Origin of the sequence: Aurantiacibacter arachoides (assembly GCF_009827335.1) — a bacterium.
GTDB classification, from domain to species: Bacteria; Pseudomonadota; Alphaproteobacteria; order Sphingomonadales; family Sphingomonadaceae; genus Alteraurantiacibacter; species Alteraurantiacibacter arachoides.
This window is the reverse complement of record NZ_WTYH01000001.1, coordinates 590,317-615,281: the sequence shown is the minus strand read 5'-3', so window position 1 is coordinate 615,281 and position 24,965 is coordinate 590,317. Positions and strand designations below refer to the sequence as shown.

Genomic DNA, 24,965 nt, shown 5'->3' with positions numbered 1-24,965 from the left:
CTCGGCAGCAAGAGAAGGAAGGCCCGGCAATGCCGGAAGAAAGTGACCGGAAGGGGTTGAAGGGAAAAAGAGGACAGCGTCCTCGGCCTTCGCCTCGTCCGGTCGCCAATTCCCATTGCTGGAGACCATCAATGCCAAGACTACGATCCCCGCACGCGGACCTCACGTCCGCGGCCGAGACGCTGCGCGCGAGCAGCGACTACCGCGTGCTGCAGCGCCTGCCGCGCCCCTATGACGACCTGCCCGACGAACTTCCCGATGGAGCGCGGCGGGTCGCCATCGTCGATGTCGAGACGACCGGGCTCAATCCCCAAGACGACAAGATCATCGAGCTTGCCGTCATGCACGTCGCCCTCGCCGCGGACGGCACCGTGCTGGGCCATTCGCGACCGGTCAGCTGGCGCGAGGATCCGGGCGAGCCGTTGTCGCCGGAGATCATCCGGCTGACAGGGCTGACCGACGAGGATGTCGCTGGCCAGCGCATCGACGAGAGGGCCGTCATGGCCATCCTGTCGCGCTGCGAGTTGATTGTTGGGCATCATTCCAATTTCGATATCCAGTTCGTGGACAAGCGACTGCCGCAGACCGTCAGCCTGCCGTGGGCCTGCAGCCTCGCGGAGATCGACTGGGCTGGCATGAGCTATCCCTGCCGGAAGCTCGAGCACCTGCTTCTCGAGCATGGTGCGTTCTACGACGCCCACCGGGCCGAGGGCGACGTGTGGGCGCTATATCAGCTGTTGCAGTCCAAGGTGCGAACCCGAGGAGATGACGCACCCACTGCTGCCACCGAGACCTACTTCGGCGCCATGCTGCGGAGCAGCGATGCCGGCTGTGTCCGCATCCGAGCCCATGGCCTACCCTACGATGACAGGGACTGGGCCAAGGCGCGCGGCTACACCTGGGATGCGATGAAGCGGGTCTGGTGGCGCGATGTGCCGATGGCCGACTACCCCGCCGAGAAAGCCGCTTTTAGCGATGCCGGCCACCCCGAGCCGACAGCGACCGCGCTGAACGCGCACCAGCGCTACCGACACTGATCACCCCCAACCACAACGACATCCCGCAAAGGCCCGCCACCGGCGGGCCTTTGCGTATCTGGAGACCACCCATGACCCACGATCTGTCCAATATGCCGCCCTCCGGCGTCCCCTGCTCGCTCACCATGGGAGACGCGCTCGAACGCGAAGCCCAGCTCTATCTGGCACAGCGCTCGCCCGAGCCGGCAAACCAGACGCGTTCCTACCTCGTCGCCGACTTCGAATACGCGTGGAACCGTCCCGCCATCGATGCCTACCAATGCCTGGAGGGCCGCGATGCACGCGACGAGATCATCTGGCCCTTTTACACCATCGCCACCGCCTGCTGGCTGATCCTGCACTTCGATCCCGGCGAACCCGTGCCGCGTGTCGAGCCGCTCGTGGTCCACAGCGGCGACGACCTTTCTGAGCCGCAGATCACCGCTCGGCTGTTCGAGGCGCTTGACGCCGATCCCGGTCTCACGTTCGTCACCTACGGTGGCGAGGCCAAGGACCTTGCCGTGCTTCGCCGCTGTGCGGCATCGCAGGGTTTGCGCCTGCCGCTGCAGCTGCGCGATCTCTCGCCTCATAGCCGCGAACGTATCGACCTGTGCCGCGTAACGACCGTGCAGGCCAAGTCGCCGCATCTCCCTGAATTGGCCATTGCGGTCGGTATCCCGTGCAAGCCCTCGCCCAGTCGCTCGATCGGCAAGCTGGTGGAGAGTGGCAAATGGCGCGAGGTGCGCGACCAGTGTGCTGCCGACGTGCTCGCCACGACCGTGCTCCTCATCCGCCATCTCGTTTCGCACAGCGAGGTCGAGTGCTGCCAGCCTGATACGCTGGTCGGGATTGCGGAAGCCGCCTTGACCGGACTTCCCGCAAGCGAGTTCATCAAGCGCAAGTTCTCACCGTGGGCAAAAGCCGCGCAGGTGCGCTCGCAGCTCAAGGGAGCGATTCTTGAGCCCGTGTGACCGCGGACGCACCTTCGTTCGAGTCGCACCAGCTCTGGCGATGCCAGCAGCAACAGGCACGACAACGCATCGCAAGGGAGACCAGTCCATGAAACCGCCCTGATCATTATCCGCCCCAGCGGCATCAACCACCATTCATTCCGGCCACCCGCGCACATCCGCGCTGGTGGCTTTTTTCGTATCTGAAGGAACTCTATCATGGCCAAGAAGCCAACCAAGACCCGCGCCAAGGCGCTCACCGTCAGCGCCCTCACGCCCGCCGTCATCCCCGGCACGAGTGTCGTGCCCGAGGCGGCCTACCGCAACGACCACCATCCGATCGGTGCGGGGCCGTGGAAAGGAGAGCCCGACAAGTTCGCCTGGACCGACAAGGCGACGGGCTACCCCTGCGTCGTCGTCCGCGAATATACCGGCGAGTACGGCGCGCACGTCGGTGTGCCGCCCACGCATTCGCTCAGCGGCTACAAGGCCAAGGCCGTGCCCGGCGAGATCAGCGAAGGCCTGCACCGGCCCATCTCCAGCGCTGAACCCTGTCAGCGCAACGCTCCCGAACCGGTGAGCATCTGCCACGTCTCCGCGCGGATTGCCCATGGCCAGCGGACGGCTGCATTGAACCCGCAGCAGGAAGACGACGCCTGGTGGCTCGGCATGACGTTTGACGGCCCGCGCGATCTCGTGCCGGCGGGTGGCAAGCGCAATCTGGCGGCAGAGCGCGGGGAGACCTACCGCGATGCCAAGTTCGCGTTCGAGCAGGCGACCCTGCTCGCCCGCAAGCTCTTCGACTGGGAGAACGGGCTGTCGTCGGACCCGACGCTGGACAGCGGACCGTCCGGCTTGCCCCGGCCCGACAAGGAGGGCTCGCGATGACCCGGTACGACGATATTCCCTATGAGGAGCGCCGCAACCCGAACCTGCCGTGGGGCTACTGGATCTACATCGACGACGAAGTCCGCGGCCTGCCGCCGCTGGTCGACGAGTATGGGCACCGGTGGAGGTCGCTGCGCGAAGCCCTGTGGGTCGATCGGCTCGGCATGACCGGCAACTACCAGTTCGGTCATGTCGACGAGGAACAGGTCGAGTTCCTTCTTAGCGTTCTCGCCATGATCGACCGCAGGGTGGTATGCACGGAAGGGGTGGTGACCGACGTGTTCGGCGATGGATGGCATGCAACCGCGCATTACGCTGCGTGGCTGTCCGGCGAACGGCTGATCGAGCCCACCCCCACGCTCACCAGTGCCAAGCTGACGCCGGAAGGTCAGGCAATCCTCGTCATGCTCGCGAGCACGAGACCGGCGGATCGGGCGACAATGCCCATCGGGCCTTCCGGTCTTCACCCGTTCGCGCAGCTTCGGCCCGAACCCGACCAGATCGCGATGGAAGCGGCCATTCGCAGGGCAGAGGCCGCGCTGCCTAAGGACACGGTCAGGTTCATGCGCAATGGCGGCCCGGGCCGGCCGATGATCGTCCTCCTGGGAGCGGCCAATGCGAAGCTGCCCATGGCGGAGACGCACTGGTCGATCTCGTTCAAGCGGGCTCATCACCGGGATAGGCTCTACGCCTGGATCCTCGCTCAGCCGGATCGGTGGCAAGCCTGGTACAGGATCGCCCGCGAACAGCGTGCAGGCGCGCTCACCGAGCACCTGCTCACGCTGTTCGTGGGGCAGGACTGCGAGGAACGGGGGATCTGATCACTGCTGCAAAACTGAATAGGGGAGCCGTCGCCGGCTCCCCTTTTTTGCAGCTCGCCTCGCCTCGTCCATCCCTCCTGTAAGGAATACTAGAACAGGGGGCGTAGGGCGAACCGTTTTGCGATAAGTGCCTGTTTTACCGAAATTCAAGCAATCGTCGTCATCATGGCGATATGCGTCCATGGGCACACGAAGCTTTCAAGAAGCGACTACCGAAACGCTCCTGCCTGCGGCCCGAGAGCGCACGATCGATGCTTCATGCGGAGCGCTTCGCTTCCGCGCTCAAGCGTAATCTCAATGTCTTCCTGACCATTAACTTCAACACACTGCCTCGCGACCCTGAGGCAAACTACTACGATATTTTCCGCACGAAGATTTGGGCCAACATCCGGCGCCGCTGGAACGCTCACTGCAAGCGGCAGGCCATCCAGCGCCCGTTCGCTGCGATCGCCGTTTTCGAGAACCCACCCAACCGGAGAGAGGGGCCACGTCATTATGGCCCGAAACATGTGCACGCCCTGCTGGAATGGCCCGCCGACCAGATCGAGCGCCTGCTCTATTTCATCCGGCGCGCCATGGCCAAGTACTTCGCGCGCTTCAGGCCGAGCCAGGTTCACGCGAGCGAAGTCGCTGCCGGACGCACACGGCGCACGACGAGCTACATGGCAAAGGGCATCGACCCACCGTTCGCAGCCCACTTTTATTTGAACCATGCGCCACAGGGGCATGTTGCGCACCGCCGGATCATCATCTCCCGATGTCTCGGGCATGCGGCGCGAGCGCTATTCCGCAGAGGAGGCGGCAACCCTCTCCCAAATCGGCGCAGCCCATGGGCTCTCTATTGATAAAGAAACGACCGATTATGGGCCGTTAGCTGCCAGTCTGAAATGGAGCGACTCCAGGCGATAGCCGACGGTCCGCTTCGCGTCCCGCTAACATCGCGCTCGCCTCATCATTAGCGAGGACGTTGTCAGTTTCCGGCATTCCAGCCCGCGTTTTGCCTCCTCTACCTCAAGCGGCACATGCTAGGCTGCCCTCGCTGTCTGCGCTGCCCGCCAATTCAGCCAGAACCCGGCTGCAAGGGCGGCGGCCGTGAGTATTTGCGCAATCACCGTTTCCCTCGTCGGGATCAGGCCAAGCATGTCGACGTGTGGAACGGCGAGGAACGGGGTGACATCGATGATCCCGCCTTCCTGCAGTCCCCCGATGCCCTTCCCGGCGAGCACCACGGCGAGGATCGCAATGAGGATCGAGCTGTAGGTGAAGAACGTCGAGATCGGCAGCTGCCGGCTGTAGCGCAGCATGGCGACCGCAATGATGGCCAGAAGAACGGTCGCCGCCACCGCGCCGCCGGCAACGGCGCCGCCGTTTCCGTCTGTCCAGAGCGCGGTGTAGAAGAGGATGGTCTCAAACACCTCGCGATAGACCACGACGAACGTCAGGCCGAACAGGAACCACAATGACCGCTGGGATAGGGCGGCGCTCATGCGTTCGGCAATGTAGCGCTGCCATGCACCCGCCTGTGCCTTGCCGTGCATCCAGATGCCCACCGAGAGGAGGACAATGGCCGCGAACAGGGAGCCGAACCCTTCCGTGAGCTCCCGGCTCGCCCCGCTGATGCTGATCAGGTAGGTCGCTGCGAGCCAGGTGGCGGCGCCCGCCAAGAGAGCAGCGATCCACCCGCCATGAACGTAGCGCATGGCGTCCTGCCGCTCGGCCTTCCTGAGGAAGGCCATCATGGCGATGACGATGAGCAAGGCCTCGAGACCTTCGCGAAGCAAAACCGTGAAGGCCCCGATGAAGGACGACGCCGAACTGGCGTTTTCCGGCGCCATTTCCGTCTCGGCGTCGTCTAGCAGCCGCAGGACTTCGTCCACCTGCTGACGCACATTGCTCACCGGCTGCTGATCGTCGATCCTCGAGCGCAGCTCGGCCATTGCGGCTTCAATCGAGCGCATCAGTGCCCCGTTGCGCGCGGTCAGGATCGGCTCCACCGGCTCGAAGCCGTCGAGATACGCGGCGAGGGCGAGATCCTCGGCGCTGGAGAAATGACCCACTTCGTATGCAGCCAAGGTCTCTTGCAGCCGGTCCCGCGCAATACCGAGTGAGCGTTCCGCGCCGCTGCCAAGGACTTGCGGCTTTCCGCGAAGGAATGCCGTGAGGGCAGTGCCCTCAGCCGAACCGAGGCTTTGCTCGAGTTGCGCTGTTGTGAGGCTGACGAGCGCTCGCATGTCAGGCACGGCCGCTTGCGCCCGAGGGTTGGCCCAGACCTGCTGGCCACGGGCGGCGAGTTGCTCGGGGTAGGCATACCGCCCCACGTGGAAGGCCAAAGCCCAGCGGTCCTCCACCGGAAGATGGGCAAAGGACTCCATGGCGGTGCCCTCAAGCCCCTGTTCGATCACCTGGTAGAGCGCGAACACGCTCCGCTCTCGCGCCCGCGCCCGATCTGTAAAGTCGATCGGCGGCGGGTCCATGCCTGCCGACTCCAGCCCGCGGCCGTTCCCGCTTGCACCATGGCAACTCGAGCAGTGCTCCGCATAAAGGGCCGCGCCCCGGGCGAGATCTGGCGCCCCGGGAGGGGCAAGGGGCACCGGATAAGCTGCGAGGAGATCGCGCCCGAGCGCGCGTGCCGAGATGGCCACCTGAAGTGGAGGCGCTTTGGCGGCGATGATGTCCTGTAGTGTCTCGGCCTCGCTGACGAGCGACGCACGTGCTGTCGTGGGCGGGAGTTGCGCCAGCCGCTGCCGCACACTGGCCGAGAACTCGACCATCTCGACATACTCGGCCTCGTTGATGACACGGCCCTGCGCAACGGCTCCGGAGTAATCGACCGCGATGTAGTCGAGCAGCCGCCAGATGGTTTGCGCAGGGGCGGTCTGTGCATGGGCCGGCGAGACTGCGGCAAACGCAAGCAGAACCATCAGGAACGCCTGGCGCAGGAAGCTCGCCGGCTTCATCGCGGCTCGCTCAGCTCCTTGCGAGCATCGCCGATGATCTCCCAGGCCGAATGGAGGAACACGACCGCGATCGCGGCCGCAACGAGGAGGTCCGGCCAGGCGCTTTCGAGCCAGAACACCAGCCCGGCCGCGATGATCACGGCCACGTTGTTGATCGCGTCATTGCGCGAGAACAGCCAGATCGCCCGCGCCTGTGCGTCGCCGCCTTCACGGAACTTCGCGAGGACCAGCGCCGCTGTGACGTTCACGGCCAGAGCCGCGATGCCGATGCCCCCCATCAGTTCGGCTTCCGGCGGCACCGCGTTCATCGCCCGCCACACGGCCATGCCAAGCACCCACACGCCGAGTAGCGCCAGGAAGATGCCTTGGGTGAGCGCGACCTTGGCCCGGGTCCTTTCAGCCCACGAGAGCGCGAGCAGACCGACGAAGGTGATCGAGCCGTCGCCGAGGAAGTCGAGGGAATCTGCCTTCAGCGCCTGACTGTCGGAGAGGAAGCCGCCGACCAGCTCGATCAGGCCGAAGCCCACATTGAGGATGACGACGATCCATAGCGCCCGGCGATAGGCCGGATCTCTCGCTGCTTTCTGCGTGTCGCCATGACAGCCGCAGCCGGATTCCTGGTTCGAATCACTCATGCGGGAGCCTATAGAACCTCCAGTCACTGGAGGATCAAGGGCGAGGCGATGGCGAGGCTGATGATTGGGGACCTGGCACGGCGGACGGGGACCAAGATCAACACGATCCGTTTCTACGAAGAGATTGCGCTGATGCCTCGGGCAACCCGGACCGATTCTGGCCGCCGCACCTATGATGAAGACGATGTCCGACGGCTCGGCTTCATTCGCAATGGGCGGGAGCTCGGCTTCTCGACCGACGAGCTGCGGTCCCTGATCTCACTATCCGAGCAACCGGAGAGGGACTGCGGCGCCGCTGCTGCGATCGCTCGAAACCACCTCGCCGACGTCGACGCGCGGATTGCAAGGCTCCTCCGACTGCGGGAGGAGCTGCAGCAAGTCGCGACCACCTGCGAGAGGGGCCGAATGGCCGATTGCCGTGTTATCGATGGGATCGCTGATGGTGGCGTCTCTTGAGCTCGCCGCGGGTTCAGGAGAACGGCGAGTATGATCGTTCTGCTGCGACTGGGTGCAGACCTGCCTCAACGGGACGACCACTTACCCACAGCAGACACTCACAGCTTTCGTTGTCGGCTGCTTCTGAACCGCGCGATTTAGCGACCGAATGTCGCACTTGGGCGCTTTGCTGCCAGGCAGCTTCTGGGCCGGAAGCGGAAAGGCAGCTTTTATATCTTTGAGCGGATTAAGCGGACAGCGACTGCTGACCGAATCGCAAGCCGGTGCATTAGAGAATGGTCTGGAGAAACCCCTCTTGGCATAGACTTTTGCCGTCGTTGAAACGCCCTGCAGGACAGCCAACACGGAGCCGAGAGCCACAAACTAAATCGGTTTACTATTTAGCGCGCCTTTCCTACCATCCAGAGATGGCGAAAGAAACCTTTACGATTGAGGGCGCAGGCGCGATTTCTCTTACAGCCGAGGCTGAGGGGGATGCCTACGCTAAACCCGTCCTTCTTGCGCACGGCGGCGGGCAGACACGGCGCGCGTGGAGAAGGGTGGTCAGCGAGCTGGCTCAAGCCGGCTTTCGCGCAATCGCCTTCGACATGCGCGGTCACGGAGACAGCGATTGGTCGCCATGCGGAGCTTATGAAATGCGCGACTTCGCGGCGGATCTGGTCGCTGCAGCGTCGCGCCTGGACCAGAAGCCAGCGCTGGTCGGCGCTTCACTGGGCGGGCTCGCTGGACTGATTGCCGCAGGGGAGCTTGCTCCAGGTAGCTTTGCTTCACTCACATTGGTCGACATTGCCCCGCGCATGGAGCCCAGCGGTGTGATGCGCGTGGTTGGTTTCATGGAAGAGCATGTCGATAGCGGCTTCGCCTCACCAGAGGAGGCGGCCGACGTGATCGCTCGCTACATGCCGCATCGTCCCAAGCGGGGCGCGAGCGATGGTCTGAAAAACTATCTGCGGCAGAAGGCGGATGGGCGCTTCTATTGGCACTGGGACCCGGTGTTTATCCGTAATATAATGTCAGCCAGACAAGGCGACCCAGACAGCCAAGAACGTCAATCGGCAATGCTGAGCCAAGCTGCGGCGAATCTCACGCTTCCGCTTCACCTCATCCGAGGCGGCTCTAGCGATCTTGTTTCCGAAGAGGCCGTTTTGCATCTGCGACAACTCGCCCCCCATGCAGAATACACCGATATTGCCGATGCCACGCACATGGTCGTGGGCGATGCGAACGATGCCTTCTCCGCCGCTATCGTCGATTTCCTAGGGCGCCATCACTCATCCGATACGGCTCAGCCACAGGGGACGAGGGAGCTATGATCGATCGAGAGCGCTTGCAGGAAATGCTGCATATCGCGCCGTTTCACCGATGGCTTGGGCTGGAGATTGCGACATGCTCCGACCAGTCAATCGCGATCACCATGCCATGGCGCGAAGAGATCGTGTCGAACCCTATGATTGGGTCGGCGCATGGAGGGATCCTGGCTTCACTGGTCGACCTCACCGGGCTTTATACTCTGCTTGCCGGGGGCGTCGCGGCGAGAGCGAAGGCCGATCTGCATGTCGATTACCACCGTCCTGCAACCTCAGGACCTCTCACTGCTCACGGACAGATCGTGAAGATCGGGCGACAGATTTCGGTGGCCGAAACCCGGGTTCTCGAGCCCGACGACAAGTTGGTCGCCAGCGGCAGGGGCGCCTACTTCTCGTCAACCGGATCAATTGATCAGCGCGGCGGGACTATTGATCTCGAACAGGCTCTTGCCACCCAAGGCCCAGCGACTTCTGCAGCGCAATCCACGACAGCGTAAGGGCGCCTCTTGCCCGGACGAGGTCTCCTGAGGCCTGCTGCTGTTCTCGCAGGGCCCGGTTGAGGTCAGCCTTCGAGATCGCTCCTGCGGCAAAACGTTGGCGGTTCAGGTCCGCCGCGTCGTCAGCCTGCTTCTTGATTTGCATACTGGCAGCGAGCGCAACACGCTGCTGGCCGAAGCGAGCCAAGGCACGTTCGGCGTCTTGCAGTGCCAGAAGCACCGTCTGCTGGTAATTGGCGACTGCTTCGTTGCGCGCGGCCCCGGCTTGGTCGATCGCAGCGTCTACCCTGCCGAAATCCAGAAAATTCCACTGGAGGCGCGGGATCGCGAGTGCGGAGAATTCGCCGACATCGACAACGTCGTCCAACGAGGATCCGCCGAGGCCCAGGATCCCTGTGAAGGACAATTTCGGGAACCGCGCCGCCTCGGCCACCCCGATCCGCGCCGTCGACGCGGCAAGAGACCGTTCGGCCGCCCTTATGTCAGGCCGACGCGCCACCAGGCTTGCCGGATCGCCGATCGCGACCTGCTCTGGCGGCATGGGAATGGAGCGCGCAGTCGTGAGCGCTGCATCAACTGATCCCGGCACCTGTCCGGTCAGTATAGCGAGCGCATCAGACAGGACTGCGATATCCGCTTCAGCTTCGGCAAGTTGTGACTTGAGCATCTCCAGTTCGGCATTCGCGGTGCTTACCGGGAAAAGCGGCAATGCACCGCGCTGATAGCGTTGGTATGTCAGCGCCAGGATCTCTTCCTGCAACGAAATCTGCGCCTCAAATTGCTCTGCGCGGAATTGGGCCTCCCGCAAATTGACGTAGGTGCTGGCCACTTGGGCAGTCAACTGGACCTTTGCGTCCTCTGCGTTGGCCACCGTTGCAGCAGCTTGGGCATTGCTGGCCTCAATGCGCCTGCGCGAGCCACCGGCGAACTCCAGCTCCCAGTTCGCGTTAAGGCCCACATTGTAAAAGCTGAGCGAGTCATCGGTTTCTGCGTCGGAATTGGTTTGCTCTGACGGGGGGGGCGCCCCGCCTTGAAGGTCGAGACCAGGAAGCCGGCCCTGCACGGTGGTGGCCTGTGCCCCAAGCGATGGCATTCGACCCGCACGGTCTTGCCTGATGGATGCCCGTGCCTGGGCAATGCGCGCCTGCGCTGCGGCGAGCGAGGGGTTGCCGGACAGCGCAGCCTCCACCAGCCGCGTCAACTCGGGATCGCCAAGCAGCAGCCACCATTGAGCGACAACCGGATCAGATGCGCTCACATCACTGCCAGCGCGCACAAAGCGAGTGCCCGTGTCTGCTGACACAACTTCCGGGGGGCCTGCATAATCGGGCCCTGCCGTGCATCCAGCTAGCAAGGCGATAGTGACAAGCGGAGGTAGCAAGTGGCGCATCGTGTAGGGCTCAGTGCATCGAAAGGGAGACATTTTTTGGAAGCGGCCTCAGGAAGAGGACCAGCGGAACCGTCGCGAGGGTCAGAATCCCCATAACCAGGAACACGTCATTGTAGGTCATTATGAACGCCTCGCGTTGGAGGGTGCGGCTCAGGACGGCCATCGCCCCCTCCATGCCGCCGAAGTTTCGCGCCAGCCCTTCGAGATAGTCCTGTAGCGAAACGCTGTTCGCATTCAGGGTCTCTTCCATCCGCCGGCTATGATGCCAGATCCGCTGGTCCTGGAACGAAGCGAGGGCCGAGAGGGCGAATGATCCGCCAAGATTGCGGGCCGCGTTGAAAATGCCCGAGGCATCGCCCGCGTCTTCCTTGGCCACCGAAGCCACCGTTGCCTGATTCAGGAACATCATCGCAAGGATCATTCCGGCCCCGCGGATAAGCTGACCTTCAGTGAAGACAGCGCCGCCGGATTCGGCGGTCAGACTCGTGCTGACAAAGCAGCTGATCGCCATCAGCAGCATTCCGGTGCCGACGGCAATGCGGATGTCCACCTTGCGGATCATCAGAGGCAGAACCGGCATCAGGAGAAAGGCCGGGACACCCATCCAGAAGATGACCACTCCCGTCTGAAAAGCATTATAGTCAGAAATGATCGCGAGGAACTGCGGAATGACATAGGTCGAACCATACATCACCATGCCCAGGGCGAGCGCCATGATCGCGACGCTGGCGAACTGTCGATTGAACAGGAGCTGCAACTTCAAGACCGGCTTGCGTGCTTTCACTTGTCCGTAAATCAAACAGGCAAAGCCGATAATGGTCACCACCGTTAGCCAGCGAATGAGTGAGGACTCGAACCATTCCTCACGGTGCCCTTCCTCGAGTACAACAGTCAGACCGCCCAGTCCGAGGATCAGCCCGAGAATGCCAGCCCAATCGGCGTCCGTGAGATATTCCCACTTGGGCTTCTCGTGAGGCAGCCCGATAAACAGCAGGAGCAGCAGGATTGCGCAGACTGGCACATTGACGAAAAAGGCATAGTGCCAGCTCAGGTTCTCGGTCAGCCAGCCGCCGATCAATGGCCCCATCACGGGGCCAAGAACCACAGTCATGCCGAACAGCGCCATTCCGATTGGCTGTTGGTGCGGCGGCAATCGTTTAGCCACAATAGTCATTGCGGTCGGAATGAGGACTCCGCCCATGAAGCCCTGGCCCGTGCGGCCGATGATCATGGTCGTAAGGTCGGTGGCTACACCGCATAGCACAGAAAATGCGGTGAACGCGCTGACCGCGATGATGAGGAGGGTTCGCAGACCGAACAGCCGTTCGAGCCAAGCGCTCAGTGGAATGACGACAATCTCAGCAACGAGAAATGACGTAGCAATCCAGGTGCCTTCGGCGCCTGTGGCACCGATCTCGCCCTGAATGACGGGGAGTGCGGAATTGACGATTGATATGTCCAGCGTCGCGAGCATGGCGCCGAGCGCGCCCGCGGCCACAGCGACCCAGGCAGTAACGTCTGCGTTCTTTCGGCTCCCGGCCGGCCCGATCGAAGTGTCCTGCGCTGCCAGTATCTCGGTCATTGAGTCCGACTCGAGATCTCTTCCAATTCGCCGGCAGCATTCCGGGTGTCGACCGTAGCCACTACCGACATGCCGGGAACGAGCAGACGCCGCACTTCAGGGGGAGCATCGATAGCGATGCGGACGGGTATCCGTTGAACGATCTTGGTAAAGTTGCCGGTGGCATTTTCGGGGGGGAGGATGGAAAATTCCGCGCCCGTTCCCGGCGATATGCTGACCACTCGTCCCGCGATCTCAAGGTCGGGCAGGGCGTCAACTTCGAGCCTGACGCTCTGGCCGGCCCGGATCAGGCCGACCTGCGTTTCCTTGAAGTTTGCCGTCACGTAGATCGCCCTCACCGGAACCACCGTCATCAAACGTTGACCCGGTTGCACGAACTGGCCCACCCTCACCGAGAGATCGCCGACGCGGCCGGCCTTGCTGGCGCGCAGCAAGGTCGATTCAACCGTAAGGTCGGCTGTTTCCAGCTGAGCGCGAGCAGCGTCCGCCTGCGCCTGGGTCTGGCTGATCTGCTCGAACAGGGTCCCCCGGCGAGCGGTCGCGGCAGCGACCGCCGCCTGCGCAGCGGCGAGTTCGGCCCGCGCCTGCCGCGCCTGCGCCTCATACTGATCGAGCTTTTCCCGCGGTTCGGCTCCTGTCGCGGCAAGGGGCCGATATCGCGCCACCTGGTCGTTCGCGAGGTCGAGTGCTGCGCGCGCGGCGGCGAGTTGGCCCCGCGCCTGGCGAATGGCTGCATCCTGTTCAGCTACCTGAGAACGGATTGTGTCGGCACCGGCCAGGGTCGCAGCGATCTGTGCGCGCGCCTGTTGCGCTTGCGCCTGATAATCCCGCAGATCCAGTTGTACGAGGGCTCCGCCGAGAGCAACCTGCTCGTTCTCCCCCACGAAGACCTCTTCGACGTATCCCGCTACCTTGGAAGAGATAACGACGCTGTCGGCAGCGACATAGGCGTTATCGGTCGACTGCATATATTGTCCGTAGCTTACGTGCCGGTAGTACCACCAGATCCCGCCAAGCAGCACGGCAAGACCAACGAGGATTAGCACGATGCGCAAGCCACGCCGCGATTGCGGTTTCGTTGGGGTTGTGCCCTCCTGCTCCGGTTGGTTGGAGTTATCGGTCATCTGACTCTTTCGGCAGCCTCAGTAAAAGGTGAACGCGTCTCGCGCCCTATGAGCCGTGAGCCAGATAGTAAAGGCATTTAGCAGTTTGCATTTGGGCATCCGAGGCTATCCGACTACACAGCGCTATGGATGAAAAACCAGATACCATGTCACGGTCTCAGCGTCGGCAGAAGGTCATCACCGATGATGACCGCATTCTCTATCTTATGGACGAGATCAGTCGCGGCGCGCGCAGAGTGTACGATGCGAGGGTCGCCAGGATCGGTCTCAATCAGACACAGTGGAGGATCATCGGACAACTTCTTCGCGATCCTGCCCTTACGCAGGCTGAAATCGCCCAGAAACTGGAACTGGAATCGGCGACCATCGGCCAGGCGGTTGCAGGTCTTTGCGCACGCGGGCTGATGAAAAGGCTTCGAGCTGAGACGGATCGGCGAGCGTGGCAACTCATCCTCACGGAGCAGCTTGACGATCTGCTGCCCGAACTGAGAGGCTCCGCGGATAGGCTTCATGGTCTGCTTTGGCGCGACATTGCCGCCGACGAGAAGCAAACGTTGCAGCAGATTCTTGCAAGGGTATCGGAAAATCTGGACCAACTCCGGGCCGAGGCTGAGTAAAATCATGGCATCGCCCCCGGAAAAGCCTATCAGCAGCATCGCTCGCGCCGCGGAGATCAGCCAAATCCTAATGAGGCACGGCGCGAAAAATCTCGCCGGAGCCCTCGGATTTATTCCCTCTTCGAGCAATGTCATCGATCCTCGCGAATTTCGTCCGGCTGCAGTTGTCGCGTTCCTCCGTGACATCGGGCCAGTTGGTATAAAGCTGGGGCAGCTCCTCGCCACCCGAAGCGATCTGTTTACCGAACACTGGATCACGGCATTCTCAACCCTGCACGATCAGGTGTCGCCAGTGCGCTTCGCAGATATCGAGCCCGTACTTGCTTCAAGCTGGGGTGAGGACTGGCGGAACGACTTTGCGCAGTTCGACGAACAGCCTTTGGCGTCCGCCTCGATTGCACAGACCTATTCCGCCAAGCTACAGGACGGTAGCGAGGTCATCGTGAAGGTTCGCCGCCCGGGCACCGCCGCGCGCATGGAAGCCGATGTGCGCCTGCTTGTGCGTCTTGCCGAGATCGCAGAAGCACGCTCGCCTGACATCGCGCGTTACCGGCCAGTCGAGTTTCTGCGGACCTTCGGCCGCAATCTAGCCTGGGAGATGGACCTCGCTGCGGAATCCCGAGCCTGCGAGCGGATCGGCGCATATCTCGACACCATCGGCGTCAGGACCCCGGCCATCCATTGGGAACTGACCGGGCTGCGGGTGAACGTTCAGGAACGCCTGTACGGCAGGCCCGCGTCTTCGCTGGGCAGCCCATCCGGCGACCCGCGGGTGGCGGCTTTCGCTAAAAGCTATGCCAACGCTGTCCTGCGGATGATCATCCTGAACGGCGAATTTCACGGCGACCCCCATCCCGGTAACGTCTTCATGATCGGCGAGCAGGATGTCGGCTTCATCGACTTTGGATCGGTCGGGACGCTCACCAAGGCCAGGCGCGACGAGATCGTCCGCCTCGTGCTTGCGATCGCTGGTGAGGAAACCAGCGATGTCGCGAATGTCCTGCTCGCATGGGCGGGGGAGCCGAAGGTGGATCGCGATGCGCTCGCGGTGGATCTGGATCAGTTGATCGGAGAGTTCAGGGGGACCGTGTTATCTGGCATCGAGTTCTCGCAGATTTTTTCCCGCGTTTTCGACCTGTTGCGGGATTATCGACTGGTTCTGCCACCTGATCTGGCCATTCTTCTGCGTACCTTGTTGACTGCAGAGGGCTTCGTCCGATCGCTGGCACCGGACTACAACATCGCCGAAGAGACCCGGCCGATCATGACGGAGCTTCTCGCCGAGCGGTTCTCGCTCGGCAGCGCTCGGTCGGGTTTGAAGAGACTTCGCGGTCAGCTGCTGGGTTTGTCGGCGTCCTTGCCCGACATACTTGCCACTGCGAACTCGATCGCAAAGTCAGGATATGTGCCGGTTCAGCTCGATCCCCTCAGTATCGAGCAGCTCGCTGGACTTCGCAATGAGCGTCAGTCCTTGAAAGGCCCTCTAGCTGCCGCATTGATCGTGGCTAGCGCGTTGCTTGTCGATCAATCCTGGCCTCTGGCTGGCGGCGCGCTTGCGATTGCTGGGGTGGTGCTCGTCCGAAAATCATAATTGACCGGCCCCCATCGAGTGGTCCGGGTTGATTGTTAGTGCATTGTTGCCTCCGGTGCCATTGCCGGCTGGAGGTGGAGCGAAGCGGAACCGGAAGGCGGCAATGGCGTCGTCGCCGTTTCCGGAGCAGGTGGACGATAGCCAAGGCTGCTGTGCGGACGCACGGTGTTGTAGTGACGGCGCCAGGCTTCGATCAGCACCTTGGCCTCGGCAAGGCCGTAGAAGATCTCGCCATCGAGCAGCTCGTCACGCAGTGAGCCGTTGAAGCTCTCGTTGTAGCCGTTCTCCCAAGGGGATCCCGGCGCGATATAGAGCGTCTTGACGCCGATCCTGGCGAGCCACTCCTGCACGGCGGTAGCGATAAACTCCGGACCATTGTCAGACCGGATGTGAGCTGGTGGACCGCGAGAGACGAACAGCTCTGCCAGCGCCGCCAGCACATCCTGATGCTTGAGCTGGCGCGCCACGACCAGCGCCAGGCACTCCCGGCTCGCCTCGTCGATGATCGTCAGTATCCGGAACTTGCGACCATCATGAGTGCGGCCCTCAACGAAGTCGTAGGCCCACACGTGCCCTGGATACTCTGGACGCAAGCGGATGCACGAGCCGTCGTTCAACCATAGGCGGCCTCGCTTCGGCTGCTTCTGAGGCACTTTGAGCCCTTCCTTGCGCCAGATCCGCTCAACCCGCTTGCGGTTCACCATCCAGCCCGCGTTGCGCAGCAAGGCCGTAATACGGCGATAGCCGTAGCGACCATACTGCTTCGCCAGAGCGATGATGTCCTCGGTGAGCGCCTGCTCATCATCAGCCCCGCACGGCGCTTTGCGCTGCGTCGATCGGTGTTGCCCGAGTACGCGACAGACCCGCCGTTCGGACACTGGCATCATCTCTCTGATGCGATCGATACAGCGTCGCCGCCGCGCGGGGCTCAGAAGTTTCCCCTGGCAGCCTCCTGGAGGATCAACTTGTCCAGCGTGAGATCCGACACCGCACGACGTAGCCGGGCATTCTCCTTCTCAAGCTCCTTCATTCGCCGAGCCTGGTCGACCTTCAGACCGCCATACTCCTTGCGCCAGCGGTAATAGGTCTGCTCAGTGACCCCGATCCGGCGGCACGCTTCGGGCGTGGTCCCGCCCTGTGCCAGCACGATCTCCGCCTCACGCAGCTTCCCGATGATCTCCTCCGGCTTGTGCTTCTTCGATGGCATTCTGCTTCTCCTTCATGGTCCAGACTAAAATAGTCGATGGACCACTCAGAAGGGGGCACCTCAGTGCCTGCACAGCGGCGTCAAATCTTGAGTATCCCATCGTTCGTCTCCTTGGCCGCCATTGGCCACACGAAGAACGCTGGAGTTGTGAGAATTTTTGGGCCGATAGCTGACTGGCCGGTTTTCGGGACAATTCCCGCGTACGCAGTCATCTATGCGAAACCGGCAACCGCACGTGGCAACCGTACAACATCCGGAAATCTTGCACCGGCGTGCCAGTGCCGCAGTGTGCTGATGCGAGCGATCCTCGAAGCTGTGTTCTTCTGCTGATCAATGGATGGTCTGGCCTAAATCCGACAGTATCGGCTCCATCTCCGCCGGTGTTAGGGGCCATCGACGGAGTGCGCGCTTCCCGAGATCGACGACATCCATGTAGGCCAGCAGCACCGCCGGCTGCGAAAAGATTGGATTCCGCTCAGCGACCTTCGCCTTGATGCGGTCGATCAAAAACGGCCGTTCCCTAAGCATCGCCCGGGCGCGATCGGCATAGTCGCCTTCAGCGGTTGATTCATACGCCTCCAGCAGTAGGCCCTCTAGCACGGTTGGGCTGGGCTCCAGACCAATCACGTCGCGATAGACGGTGGAAAGTTCGTTGGTGATGTCCCTCACTGTACTCAATGCCGTGGCAACATCGGTCGCCACACGCTCGAAATAGTCGTTGGTAGCTTCCAGCAGCGCCATAGCCTTCGCCGCGTTACGCTGCATGACCGGTGTTGCCTCAATCTGAGGCTTGTAGATCGTGTCATGCGTCAACTCGCTGTAGGCATGTTGCAGGATCGTTTTGACTTGCACCTCACAAGGCGTGCCAGCCGGCACCAAGGTGTCACCCACCAATGTGTCGAAGCTGGGGCGGACGACGAAGTGAACGGCAGCATATTCGAACGCCACCGGGTTCCTGCTCTGTTCCTCTTCATAGTCGCGGTCCCGGCTCCATGTCCAGCCCTCTACCCCTTCCAGAACCTCGGTCACGATCTTGACCTGCGTCCCCAACAGCACGACGAACCGGGTGCCCACCTTATCCGTTATGTCAGCATAAGGGTCGGCGTATGACTTGTTCCGATAGAACGCCTTCTCAACCAGCTTCTGATCGTCCTTCAGGCGCGGCGCCAGCGGCGCCTTGAGGAAATAGCCGACGCTAATTGGCGCGATGACCGGAATTAACGCCTCGCTGATCACCGACGATACGTGCTGTCCCCAGGCCAAATACGCGGCGCGCTCGTCCTGCCACCTCGCCAAGAACGCATCTTCCTTCGTCACAGCTGGCTTTCCAGCCGACTGTGAACAGTGATCCGCGTCCACTGCTCCCCCTCTGGGCCATCAATCGGTGTGACCTGCACCTGATCGCTGATAGCCTGCGCGGGTCCCGACAAGGTGATCTGTCCACCAAACCGCAGCTTGCGGATGCGCATCCCACCGGCAATTTCGGATATGTCTTTCTGGATCGCCTCTTCCGGAAATCGCTCGCGACGCATGTGTCGCTGATAGTCGTCTCCGATTTCCTCAGACATGAAGCGCTCGGCGAATGTGGCCACCTGAACCGTCGGCTCGCGGTCGAGCTTCAAATAGGAATACAGACCGTTGTAGAGATCAACCTTTTCTTCCTCCGGCAGCGCCGCCGACGCGATGAACTCACGCGTTTTCTGGTAAAAGTGCTTCGTTTGCTGAGCGCTGTTCTCCGGAAACGCTAGGCCGAGGAACGTCTCGTGGAAATAAAGCGCTGCACCGTCGCGGGCCGCCGCGGTCAACTGGCTGTCGTAAACGGTCGCGTTCCAGCCCCCGGGGAGCCCTCGAGGCGGCTCATCCGCAGCAACGAACAGTCCGATCTTGTAGAGCTTCGTCTTCGGGCTGAGAAAGACGCTGTCCACGAAACTAGCCTGCAGATTCTCGCCTTTCAAGAACGCCTCATGCATCTCGGCTTTCATGATGCCGAAGAAGCGCCGCACCGGGTGCCCCACGGTCCCGTCGAACGTCACGACCAGACCGCCGGGGTATCCGCGGGAAGTCTGCGCCGCTGCAAGAAGATCCGCCATCGCCTGCGATTGGGTCACAAAATCCGCATCGTTGGCGGCAATCAGGCCAACGCCGATCGCCGCGACTGTGCCCGCGGCATGTGCATTGATAGTCATGCGGAGGCACTTGGCGTCGCTCTGGAAAGCTTGCTGAACTCGTTTCTGAAAAGTCGCGAGACCAGCGGCGTTTAACTCGAAAAGCTCGGTGGCATAAGTCGGAGGCACGATGTTACGATCGTCAGCGCGGCGGTAGACTTCGTGCAAGCTCGCGCGATGAATGGTCAGATTTTCTAGTGGCATGGTCTTCTCCAAGCTCGGAAAGCAACACATCGGCTTCCCGAAGTCGAGTCTTGTGAGTTCACCAACGTCTATAAACGGCTACTCGGCCCGTCGAAGGTCGCAGGATTAACGAACGGCGGTTTTCGGGAGTAGCTTAGGTTCTCGTGAGCGTCTGAGATTGGGGCGCAAAGCTGACACCTCTGCAGGCGCTACTCACTCCCTGCTATTCGTGTGATGGTTTACCTTATCCGGCATGCTAACAGCGCTTGAATGGCTTTTAATTTCAAACCGTGGTCGCCCTACGAAGAGCGCTCGAACGCCCATTCGGTCGGCCGCGTCACGCTTGTCTGGGCGTTCGGTCAGCTCGTGGAAGCAATGCTCGGGTTAATGTCCTACGAGCTGCCGACTATCTTCGGGCAACCGGAAGACGAGGGTCCGAACGACGCAGCCCGCGATTTGATCAGGCTGCAATGCGACGACATGACCAAGGCATTTGTGCATGGACGACTGACGAGCTTCATGCGCCCGCTGGGCGGCGGCGAAGTCCAGCCAATCCTCACCGATTGGTGGGAGATTGACGAACCGCTTCCGCGCTTTGCGACTGGCGCGTTCGATCCCGAACACTGGACGGAACCAAATGCTGTCCCAACGCATCGCATCTTGGTGGGCGCAGAAAGCTTTGACCGATGGCTGGCTGCGTTGCCCGAACTGGGCCCGCTGACCGCCAGGCAGATAGAGATGGTAACCGAACCGAAGCTACGGGCAGCACGTGCGGTCTCCCGTCAAGCACAGCTCGCGGTGGAACCAGCAGACCAAAAAACGCCATCGGAAAGAAGCGACCTGGCCGGGGTTGGTCCTCCTCTAATTTCCATCGAGGCGGTATGCGAGATGACCGGGATGGCCACCTCGACCATCTACAAGCGCATCGATGACGACGGCTTTCCGCAGCAGATCAAGCTCGGCTCGCGCTCGCTTTGGGACAAGGAAGAGGTCGCCGCCTGGCTGCGGGAGAAGGCGGCTCTGCGCGGCAACTAGGTCCGCCGTTTGCGGCGGGGGCTGTGAATGATCTCGTCCACCGGTAACGCGTCGACCATGATCATCGACGCCCAGCGCTCCGCCAGTTCCCGGCGCCGCGGCATGAAGGCCGCCCGGTTGTAGCGTAGCTCGCTGGCGCTGAGGCCCTTGGGCGAATGCGCCAGCATCAGGTCGATGATCATCCGATCCGCGAACAAACGGATGTCGTCGCCAAGTTCGCGCTCCGTAAGCTCGTTCATTATGGTCGAGAAACTCGAGCGCCAGCCATGCGGAACGTGACGGCCCTTGTAGCCCTCGCGGTTGTAGAGATAGCCGATCGCGTTCTCGCTGATCGGTGTCAGTCCCGACAGCGAACTTGGGAACACATAGGGCGAGCGACCGGTGAGCCAGCGCACGCCGCGCAAGGTCGCAACCGCCTCGGGCGCAAGAGGGACGCAATGCTCGAACGCTTCGTCGTCACGCAGGTGCAACTCCAGCTTCATCTCGTCGGCGGGTATGGTCCACAGCGCTTCGGGTGAGGGAGCCGAGGCATCCTTCCAGTCGATCCCGCTCAACTGTTCCCAGGTCATGCGGCGCACCATGCCAGGGCGCTGCGCCGTGAGCGCTAGGACGCGAGCAGCCAAGCGTGTGACGGGTGAAGCGCCGGCACGATCGACGTCGTGCACCAACTGCTGCACGCCATCGATCTTGATGAGCGCCGGATAACGCTTTGCGGGCGGAACAGGCTTGAGCGCGGCGCCTACAGCGACCGCCGGGTTGTCGACCTTGATGCCCAGCCCGCGGGCGTAGACGAACACCGACCCGACCCGTTGCTTCAGCCGACGAGCGGTTTCGATGGCACCCCGCGCCTCGACCTTGCGCAGCACGGCAAGCAGCACCGGCTCGTCGATCTCACTAAGTTCGAGCGCGCCGATGTACGGGAAGACATCACGCTCCAGGCTGATGATGACGTCGTTCGCGTGGACCGGCTTCCAGCGAGGCAGCTGCTGCTCATACCAGTCGCGCGCGATGGCTTCGAACGTCTGTCGCTCGTCCCGTCCTCCGATCAGCTTGCGTCGCGCCTTGTCCATTCGAGGATCGCGACCCGAGCGAAGGATCTTGCGCGCACCGTCCCGTGCCTCGCGAGCGGCGGCGAGAGATACATCGGGATAAGTGCCGAGACCGAGCGCCTGCTCCTTGCCGTCGAAACGATATTTGTAGCGCCAGGTCTTGTGGGCCTTGGGTGAGACATGCAGGAACAGCCCCTGCCGGTCGGCGATCTTGTAGGCCTTGTCTCGCGCCGTGGCCGCCTTGACCGCCTTGTCCGTCAGCATCTGCTTTACCCCCAAACCGCCTGAATGCTTACCCCCAATTTACCCCGACTTCGCCGGAGCAAGGGGTGAATGCGAAGAAACGAGGATGGACACCAAAAGGCGCAGAACGCAAGGTTTCCGGCGCTTTATGGCTGTTCACAGATCTGTGGAAACAGGATTGTGGCGGAGAGGGTGGGATTCGAACCCACGTTACGGTTGCCCGTAAACCGCATTTCGAGTGCGGCGCGTTCGACCACTCTGCCACCTCTCCGCAGAGGTCCTGCCACGGCAGGAAATGCCCGGTCGATTGGGAGAACGCGCGGTTAGCCGATGGCTTCCGGCTTGCCAAGTCCCCGCGTGCCATTCCCGTCCGAAAATCGGGTGATTGCCCGCCCCTGATGCTTGTGAGGGGCTGCACACCGCCTATATTCAAGCCGATGGATCGTACCCAATTCTTTTCCGGACAGGCGGGCCGCATGATCGAGGCGCCGCGCCGTTCGCGCGCGCTGTTCGCCATCGGTGACGTGGTGCGACACAAGCGGCACGACTTTCGCGGCGTGGTTTTCGATGTCGACCCCGTCTACGCCAATTCCGAGGAGTGGTATGAAGCCATTCCGGAAGGCCAGCGGCCCGATCGCGACCAGCCGTTCTATCACCTGCTCGCCGAGAACGAGGACAGTTCCTACGTCGCCTATGTCAGCCAGCAGAACCTGGCGATCGACAGTGCCGACGAACCGATCGATCACCCGCAGGTCAGCCAGCTGTTCGAGGCGTTCCAGCCGGGCAAGTATCGCCTGCGCCGCAGCCTGACGCACTAGTCCCGTCTAGCTCTTGATCTTCCACCCGCTCTTCAGCACGCGGTAAGTCACGAACCCCAGCACGAGGTTCAGCACGCCGACGCCGATCGCCGCGCCGATGACGTGGGCGTTATCGTTGCCAATGTCGCTGCGCCCCAGGAAGCCGTAGCGGAAGCCGGAAATCATGTAGAAGAACGGATTGGCGCGGCTGATCGCCTGGAACGCCGGCGACAGGTTTGAGATGACATAGAACGTGCCCGACAGCAGGCTGAGCGGTGCAACGATGAAATTGGTGATCGCTGCGTTGTGATCGAACTTCTCGGCCCAGATGCTCGCCAGCAAGCCCGCCAGCGCCAGCATGGTTGCACCCATCAGGCCGAACCACGCCACCGCCCAGGGGTGCTCGACCGAGACGGAGACGCCGGGATAGAGCCACATCGCCAGCCATACCGCGCCGCCGACCATCACCGCGCGGGTTATGGCGGCGGTGACGATGCCGATCATCAGCTCGGCCTCGCTCAGCGGCGGCATCAGCAGGTCGATGATCGTCCCCTGCAACTTGCCCGCCAGCAGGCTGAAGCTGGAATTGGCAAAGGCGTTCTGCATCATGCCCATCATGATGAGGCCGGGGGCAACGAACGTGCCGAAGGGCACGCCCAGAACCTCGCGCCCCGCGCGCCCGCCCGCACCGCTCAGCGCGACGGTGAAAATGACCAGGAACAGCAGCGTGGTGACGGCAGGCGCCCAGACAGTCTGCGTCTGCACCTTGAGAAAGCGGCGGCACTCCTTAATATAGAGGCTCCACAGACCGATCCGGTTGAACCCGGTGATCTGCGGCTGTCCCTTGGGCGGGAACTGGCGCGGCGGCACACTCGCTTGTCCTGTCATGCGCGCTCGCCTATCGGGGCCGGCCTGGGGTTGCAAGACTTGGCAAGACAACGATTGGACATGACCGACCTATGAGCTGGACCGAAGAGCGCATCGCCACTCTGACCAAGATGTGGGAGGGTGGATCGACCGCCAGCCAGATTGCCGACACGCTGGGCGGTGTTTCGCGCAACGCGGTGATCGGCAAGGCGCACCGGCTGGGTCTGAAGGCGCGGCCGAGCCCGGTGAAGGCCAAGGAAGAAAAGAAGGCGCCGCCGCCGAAGAAGAAGGCCCCCGCCGCAGCGCCACCTGTCGCTGCATCTCCGGCCGCTGCCGATGCGCCTGCGGAAAGGAAGCCCGCCCCCAGCCGGCCCTCCGCCGAACCAGCTCCTGCTGCCGCACCCGCTCGCCCGGCACCCATTCCCCAGCCGGAGACCGAGAGCGCAACAGATGGCGAGGCGTCCGCCCCGTCCGCCGCCGCGCCCGCGAGCGCAGGCCATCCGCTGCTGGAAAAGCGCGAGGATCTGCCCAAGATCGTCAGCTATGGCCCGGGCGGCTTCCTGCGCCAGGGTCCGGGCGATCAGCAGGCACCGATCCCGCCCGCCCCGCCCCGTCGGCTCGTGCCGGCCAAGCCGAGCGCCGAGATTGCCGAGAAGACCAGCCTGCTCGACCTCAACGACCGCGTCTGCCGCTGGCCGATGGGCCATCCGGGGGAACCCGATTTCCACTTTTGCGGCGAGCGGGTGAACCCCGGCTTCCCCTATTGTGTCGAACATTGCGGGCGCGCCTACCAGGCACAGCTGCCGCGCGGCGCGCGCCGCCCTCCCCCGCCGCTTCCGTTCGGCGGACCACGAGTGCGCTGAGCCTCATCAAGACCGCCCGGAAAGGCCCGTCGTCCGATCGTGGATGACGGGCCTTTTCCTTACATGGTCGTCTGCGCTCCGTGACATGCTGACGGCATGGGTCAAGTCGACACCGTTGAACATCGCCGCCCCGGCTGGCAGGGCATTCAGCACCAACCCGCTCATGCACCGGATTTGAAAAGGAACCCGCGCCCATGTCGTTTTCGCTCTACGAAGCCGTCGTGCCGTCCTACATCCAGATCCTGAACGCCGGGCAGACATGGATCGAGCGGGCCAAGGCCTGCGGCATTGCGGAGGACGATCTGGCCGCGGCCAAGCTGGCCGAGGATATGCTGCCCTTCGCCTACCAGGTGAAAAGCATGGTCGTGCACTCGGTCGGGGCGATCGAGGGTGTGCGCAAGGGCAGCTTCTCTCCCGACATGGGCGAGCCGGCCACCACGCTGGAGCAGATGCGACTGAACCTGGGCGCGGCGGAAAACACCTTGCGCGCCCTGAGCAAGGGAGAGGTCGACAGCTTCGTCGGCGGCGAGACGCATTTCGTCTTCGCGCCCCGCAATGTCGACATGCCCTTCACCAGCGAGAACTTCCTGCTGAGCTTTGCCCAGCCCAACTTCTATTTCCACGCAACGACCGCCTACGCCATCCTGCGCAATCTGGGGATCGAGGTGGGCAAGCGCGACTTCCTTGGCCAGCCGCGTCTGAAACAGGGCTGACCTGACGGGCGC

The 24,965-nt window shown here is 62.5% G+C and carries 24 protein-coding genes and 1 tRNA gene; 14 read left to right on the top strand and 11 right to left on the bottom strand.

Going from position 1 to position 24,965, the window contains the following annotated elements:
• Positions 1-131 precede the first annotated feature (131 nt).
• From GRI62_RS03090 to GRI62_RS03070, 5 genes are all read left to right on the top strand, one after another.
• Positions 132-1,037 (top strand): 3'-5' exonuclease, encoded by a 906-nt coding sequence (locus GRI62_RS03090; RefSeq protein WP_160731801.1) that lies wholly within the window; start codon positions 132-134, stop codon positions 1,035-1,037.
• Positions 1,038-1,108: 71 nt separating this feature from the next.
• Positions 1,109-1,987, top strand: coding sequence for a 3'-5' exonuclease family protein (locus GRI62_RS03085; protein WP_131451957.1), 879 nt, complete (start codon positions 1,109-1,111; stop codon positions 1,985-1,987).
• Positions 1,988-2,185: 198 nt separating this feature from the next.
• Positions 2,186-2,854, top strand: a complete 669-nt coding sequence (locus tag GRI62_RS03080; RefSeq protein ID WP_131451956.1) for a hypothetical protein — start codon at positions 2,186-2,188, stop codon at positions 2,852-2,854.
• Positions 2,851-3,675, top strand: a complete 825-nt coding sequence (locus GRI62_RS03075; protein WP_131451955.1) for a hypothetical protein — start codon at positions 2,851-2,853, stop codon at positions 3,673-3,675. The genes GRI62_RS03080 and GRI62_RS03075 overlap by 4 nt, the downstream gene beginning before the upstream one ends.
• Positions 3,676-3,926: 251 nt before the next feature.
• Complete coding sequence (locus GRI62_RS03070; protein WP_131451954.1) at positions 3,927-4,520, top strand: hypothetical protein; 594 nt, start codon at positions 3,927-3,929, stop codon at positions 4,518-4,520.
• A 180-nt stretch (positions 4,521-4,700) separates the two neighbouring features.
• Here the strand turns inward: GRI62_RS03070 and GRI62_RS03065 are convergent, their stop codons facing one another.
• Both GRI62_RS03065 and GRI62_RS03060 read right to left on the bottom strand, forming a co-directional pair.
• Positions 4,701-6,632, bottom strand: coding sequence for a cytochrome c/FTR1 family iron permease (locus GRI62_RS03065; protein WP_066764973.1), 1,932 nt, complete (start codon positions 6,630-6,632; stop codon positions 4,701-4,703).
• Complete coding sequence (locus GRI62_RS03060; protein WP_131451953.1) at positions 6,629-7,267, bottom strand: cation transporter; 639 nt, start codon at positions 7,265-7,267, stop codon at positions 6,629-6,631. The genes GRI62_RS03065 and GRI62_RS03060 overlap by 4 nt, the downstream gene beginning before the upstream one ends.
• 48 nt (positions 7,268-7,315) lie before the next feature.
• On the opposite strand from GRI62_RS03060, the gene GRI62_RS03055 reads away from it, so the two are divergent.
• The 3 genes from GRI62_RS03055 (at position 7,316) to GRI62_RS03045 (ending at position 9,527) form a co-directional block, all read left to right on the top strand.
• Positions 7,316-7,723, top strand: a complete 408-nt coding sequence (locus tag GRI62_RS03055) for a MerR family transcriptional regulator (protein ID WP_131451952.1) — start codon at positions 7,316-7,318, stop codon at positions 7,721-7,723.
• A gap of 407 nt (positions 7,724-8,130) precedes the next feature.
• Entirely contained in the window at positions 8,131-9,036 is a 906-nt protein-coding gene (locus GRI62_RS03050; protein WP_131451951.1) for an alpha/beta fold hydrolase, read from the top strand.
• Complete coding sequence (locus tag GRI62_RS03045; RefSeq protein ID WP_131451950.1) at positions 9,033-9,527, top strand: hotdog fold thioesterase; 495 nt, start codon at positions 9,033-9,035, stop codon at positions 9,525-9,527. Before GRI62_RS03050 ends, GRI62_RS03045 begins: the two co-directional genes overlap by 4 nt.
• Here the strand turns inward: GRI62_RS03045 and GRI62_RS03040 are convergent.
• From GRI62_RS03040 to GRI62_RS03030, 3 genes are read right to left on the bottom strand one after another with little or no spacing between them, the layout of a single operon-like run.
• On the bottom strand, positions 9,457-10,917 hold the full coding sequence (locus GRI62_RS03040) for an efflux transporter outer membrane subunit (RefSeq protein WP_131451949.1): 1,461 nt from the start codon (positions 10,915-10,917) through the stop codon (positions 9,457-9,459). The two genes, GRI62_RS03045 and GRI62_RS03040, sit on opposite strands and share 71 nt — an antisense overlap.
• Before the next feature lie 10 nt (positions 10,918-10,927).
• Positions 10,928-12,499, bottom strand: a complete 1,572-nt coding sequence (locus tag GRI62_RS03035; protein ID WP_066581762.1) for an MDR family MFS transporter — start codon at positions 12,497-12,499, stop codon at positions 10,928-10,930.
• On the bottom strand, positions 12,496-13,623 hold the full coding sequence (locus tag GRI62_RS03030) for an HlyD family secretion protein (protein ID WP_086741073.1): 1,128 nt from the start codon (positions 13,621-13,623) through the stop codon (positions 12,496-12,498). The genes GRI62_RS03035 and GRI62_RS03030 overlap by 4 nt, the downstream gene beginning before the upstream one ends.
• Before the next feature lie 125 nt (positions 13,624-13,748).
• On the opposite strand from GRI62_RS03030, the gene GRI62_RS03025 reads away from it, so the two are divergent.
• Positions 13,749-14,240 (top strand): MarR family winged helix-turn-helix transcriptional regulator, encoded by a 492-nt coding sequence (locus GRI62_RS03025; RefSeq protein WP_131451948.1) that lies wholly within the window; start codon positions 13,749-13,751, stop codon positions 14,238-14,240.
• Between the two features lie 4 nt (positions 14,241-14,244).
• Entirely contained in the window at positions 14,245-15,831 is a 1,587-nt protein-coding gene (locus GRI62_RS03020; protein WP_131451947.1) for an ABC1 kinase family protein, read from the top strand.
• A gap of 35 nt (positions 15,832-15,866) precedes the next feature.
• On the opposite strand, the gene GRI62_RS03015 is transcribed toward GRI62_RS03020, so the two are convergent.
• From GRI62_RS03015 to GRI62_RS03005, 3 genes are all read right to left on the bottom strand, one after another.
• Positions 15,867-17,038, bottom strand: a protein-coding gene (locus GRI62_RS03015) for an IS3 family transposase (protein ID WP_131451946.1) whose coding sequence is annotated in 2 segments (ribosomal slippage) — positions 15,867-16,774 and positions 16,774-17,038 — 1,173 coding nt in all. Because the reading frame shifts where the segments join, the coding sequence is not laid out codon by codon here.
• A 330-nt stretch (positions 17,039-17,368) separates the two neighbouring features.
• Complete coding sequence (locus tag GRI62_RS03010; protein ID WP_131451945.1) at positions 17,369-18,355, bottom strand: GTP pyrophosphokinase; 987 nt, start codon at positions 18,353-18,355, stop codon at positions 17,369-17,371.
• The gene (locus GRI62_RS03005) at positions 18,352-19,419 is read right to left on the bottom strand and encodes a nucleoid-associated protein (protein ID WP_199799896.1); all 1,068 of its coding nucleotides are present in this window, start codon (positions 19,417-19,419) and stop codon (positions 18,352-18,354) included. The genes GRI62_RS03010 and GRI62_RS03005 overlap by 4 nt, the downstream gene beginning before the upstream one ends.
• 237 nt (positions 19,420-19,656) lie before the next feature.
• Here GRI62_RS03005 and GRI62_RS14435 point away from each other — a divergent pair, with 237 nt between their 5' ends.
• Complete coding sequence (locus GRI62_RS14435) at positions 19,657-20,421, top strand: helix-turn-helix transcriptional regulator (RefSeq protein WP_199799895.1); 765 nt, start codon at positions 19,657-19,659, stop codon at positions 20,419-20,421.
• On the opposite strand, the gene GRI62_RS02995 is transcribed toward GRI62_RS14435, so the two are convergent.
• Positions 20,418-21,734 (bottom strand): tyrosine-type recombinase/integrase, encoded by a 1,317-nt coding sequence (locus GRI62_RS02995; RefSeq protein WP_131451944.1) that lies wholly within the window; start codon positions 21,732-21,734, stop codon positions 20,418-20,420. The genes GRI62_RS14435 and GRI62_RS02995 overlap by 4 nt on opposite strands.
• 160 nt (positions 21,735-21,894) lie before the next feature.
• Positions 21,895-21,984: transfer RNA gene (locus GRI62_RS02990), tRNA-Ser, on the bottom strand.
• A gap of 166 nt (positions 21,985-22,150) precedes the next feature.
• On the opposite strand from GRI62_RS02990, the gene hspQ reads away from it, so the two are divergent.
• Positions 22,151-22,531 (top strand): heat shock protein HspQ, encoded by a 381-nt coding sequence (gene hspQ / locus GRI62_RS02985; protein WP_131451943.1) that lies wholly within the window; start codon positions 22,151-22,153, stop codon positions 22,529-22,531.
• A 6-nt stretch (positions 22,532-22,537) separates the two neighbouring features.
• Here hspQ and GRI62_RS02980 read toward each other — a convergent pair whose 3' ends face one another.
• The gene (locus GRI62_RS02980; RefSeq protein ID WP_131451942.1) at positions 22,538-23,398 is read right to left on the bottom strand and encodes an ABC transporter permease; all 861 of its coding nucleotides are present in this window, start codon (positions 23,396-23,398) and stop codon (positions 22,538-22,540) included.
• 71 nt (positions 23,399-23,469) lie between these two features.
• Between GRI62_RS02980 and GRI62_RS02975 the strand changes: the two genes are divergently transcribed.
• Positions 23,470-24,240, top strand: coding sequence for a GcrA family cell cycle regulator (locus GRI62_RS02975; protein ID WP_131451941.1), 771 nt, complete (start codon positions 23,470-23,472; stop codon positions 24,238-24,240).
• A gap of 194 nt (positions 24,241-24,434) precedes the next feature.
• Complete coding sequence (locus tag GRI62_RS02970) at positions 24,435-24,953, top strand: DUF1993 domain-containing protein (RefSeq protein WP_131451940.1); 519 nt, start codon at positions 24,435-24,437, stop codon at positions 24,951-24,953.
• Positions 24,954-24,965 lie beyond the last annotated feature (12 nt).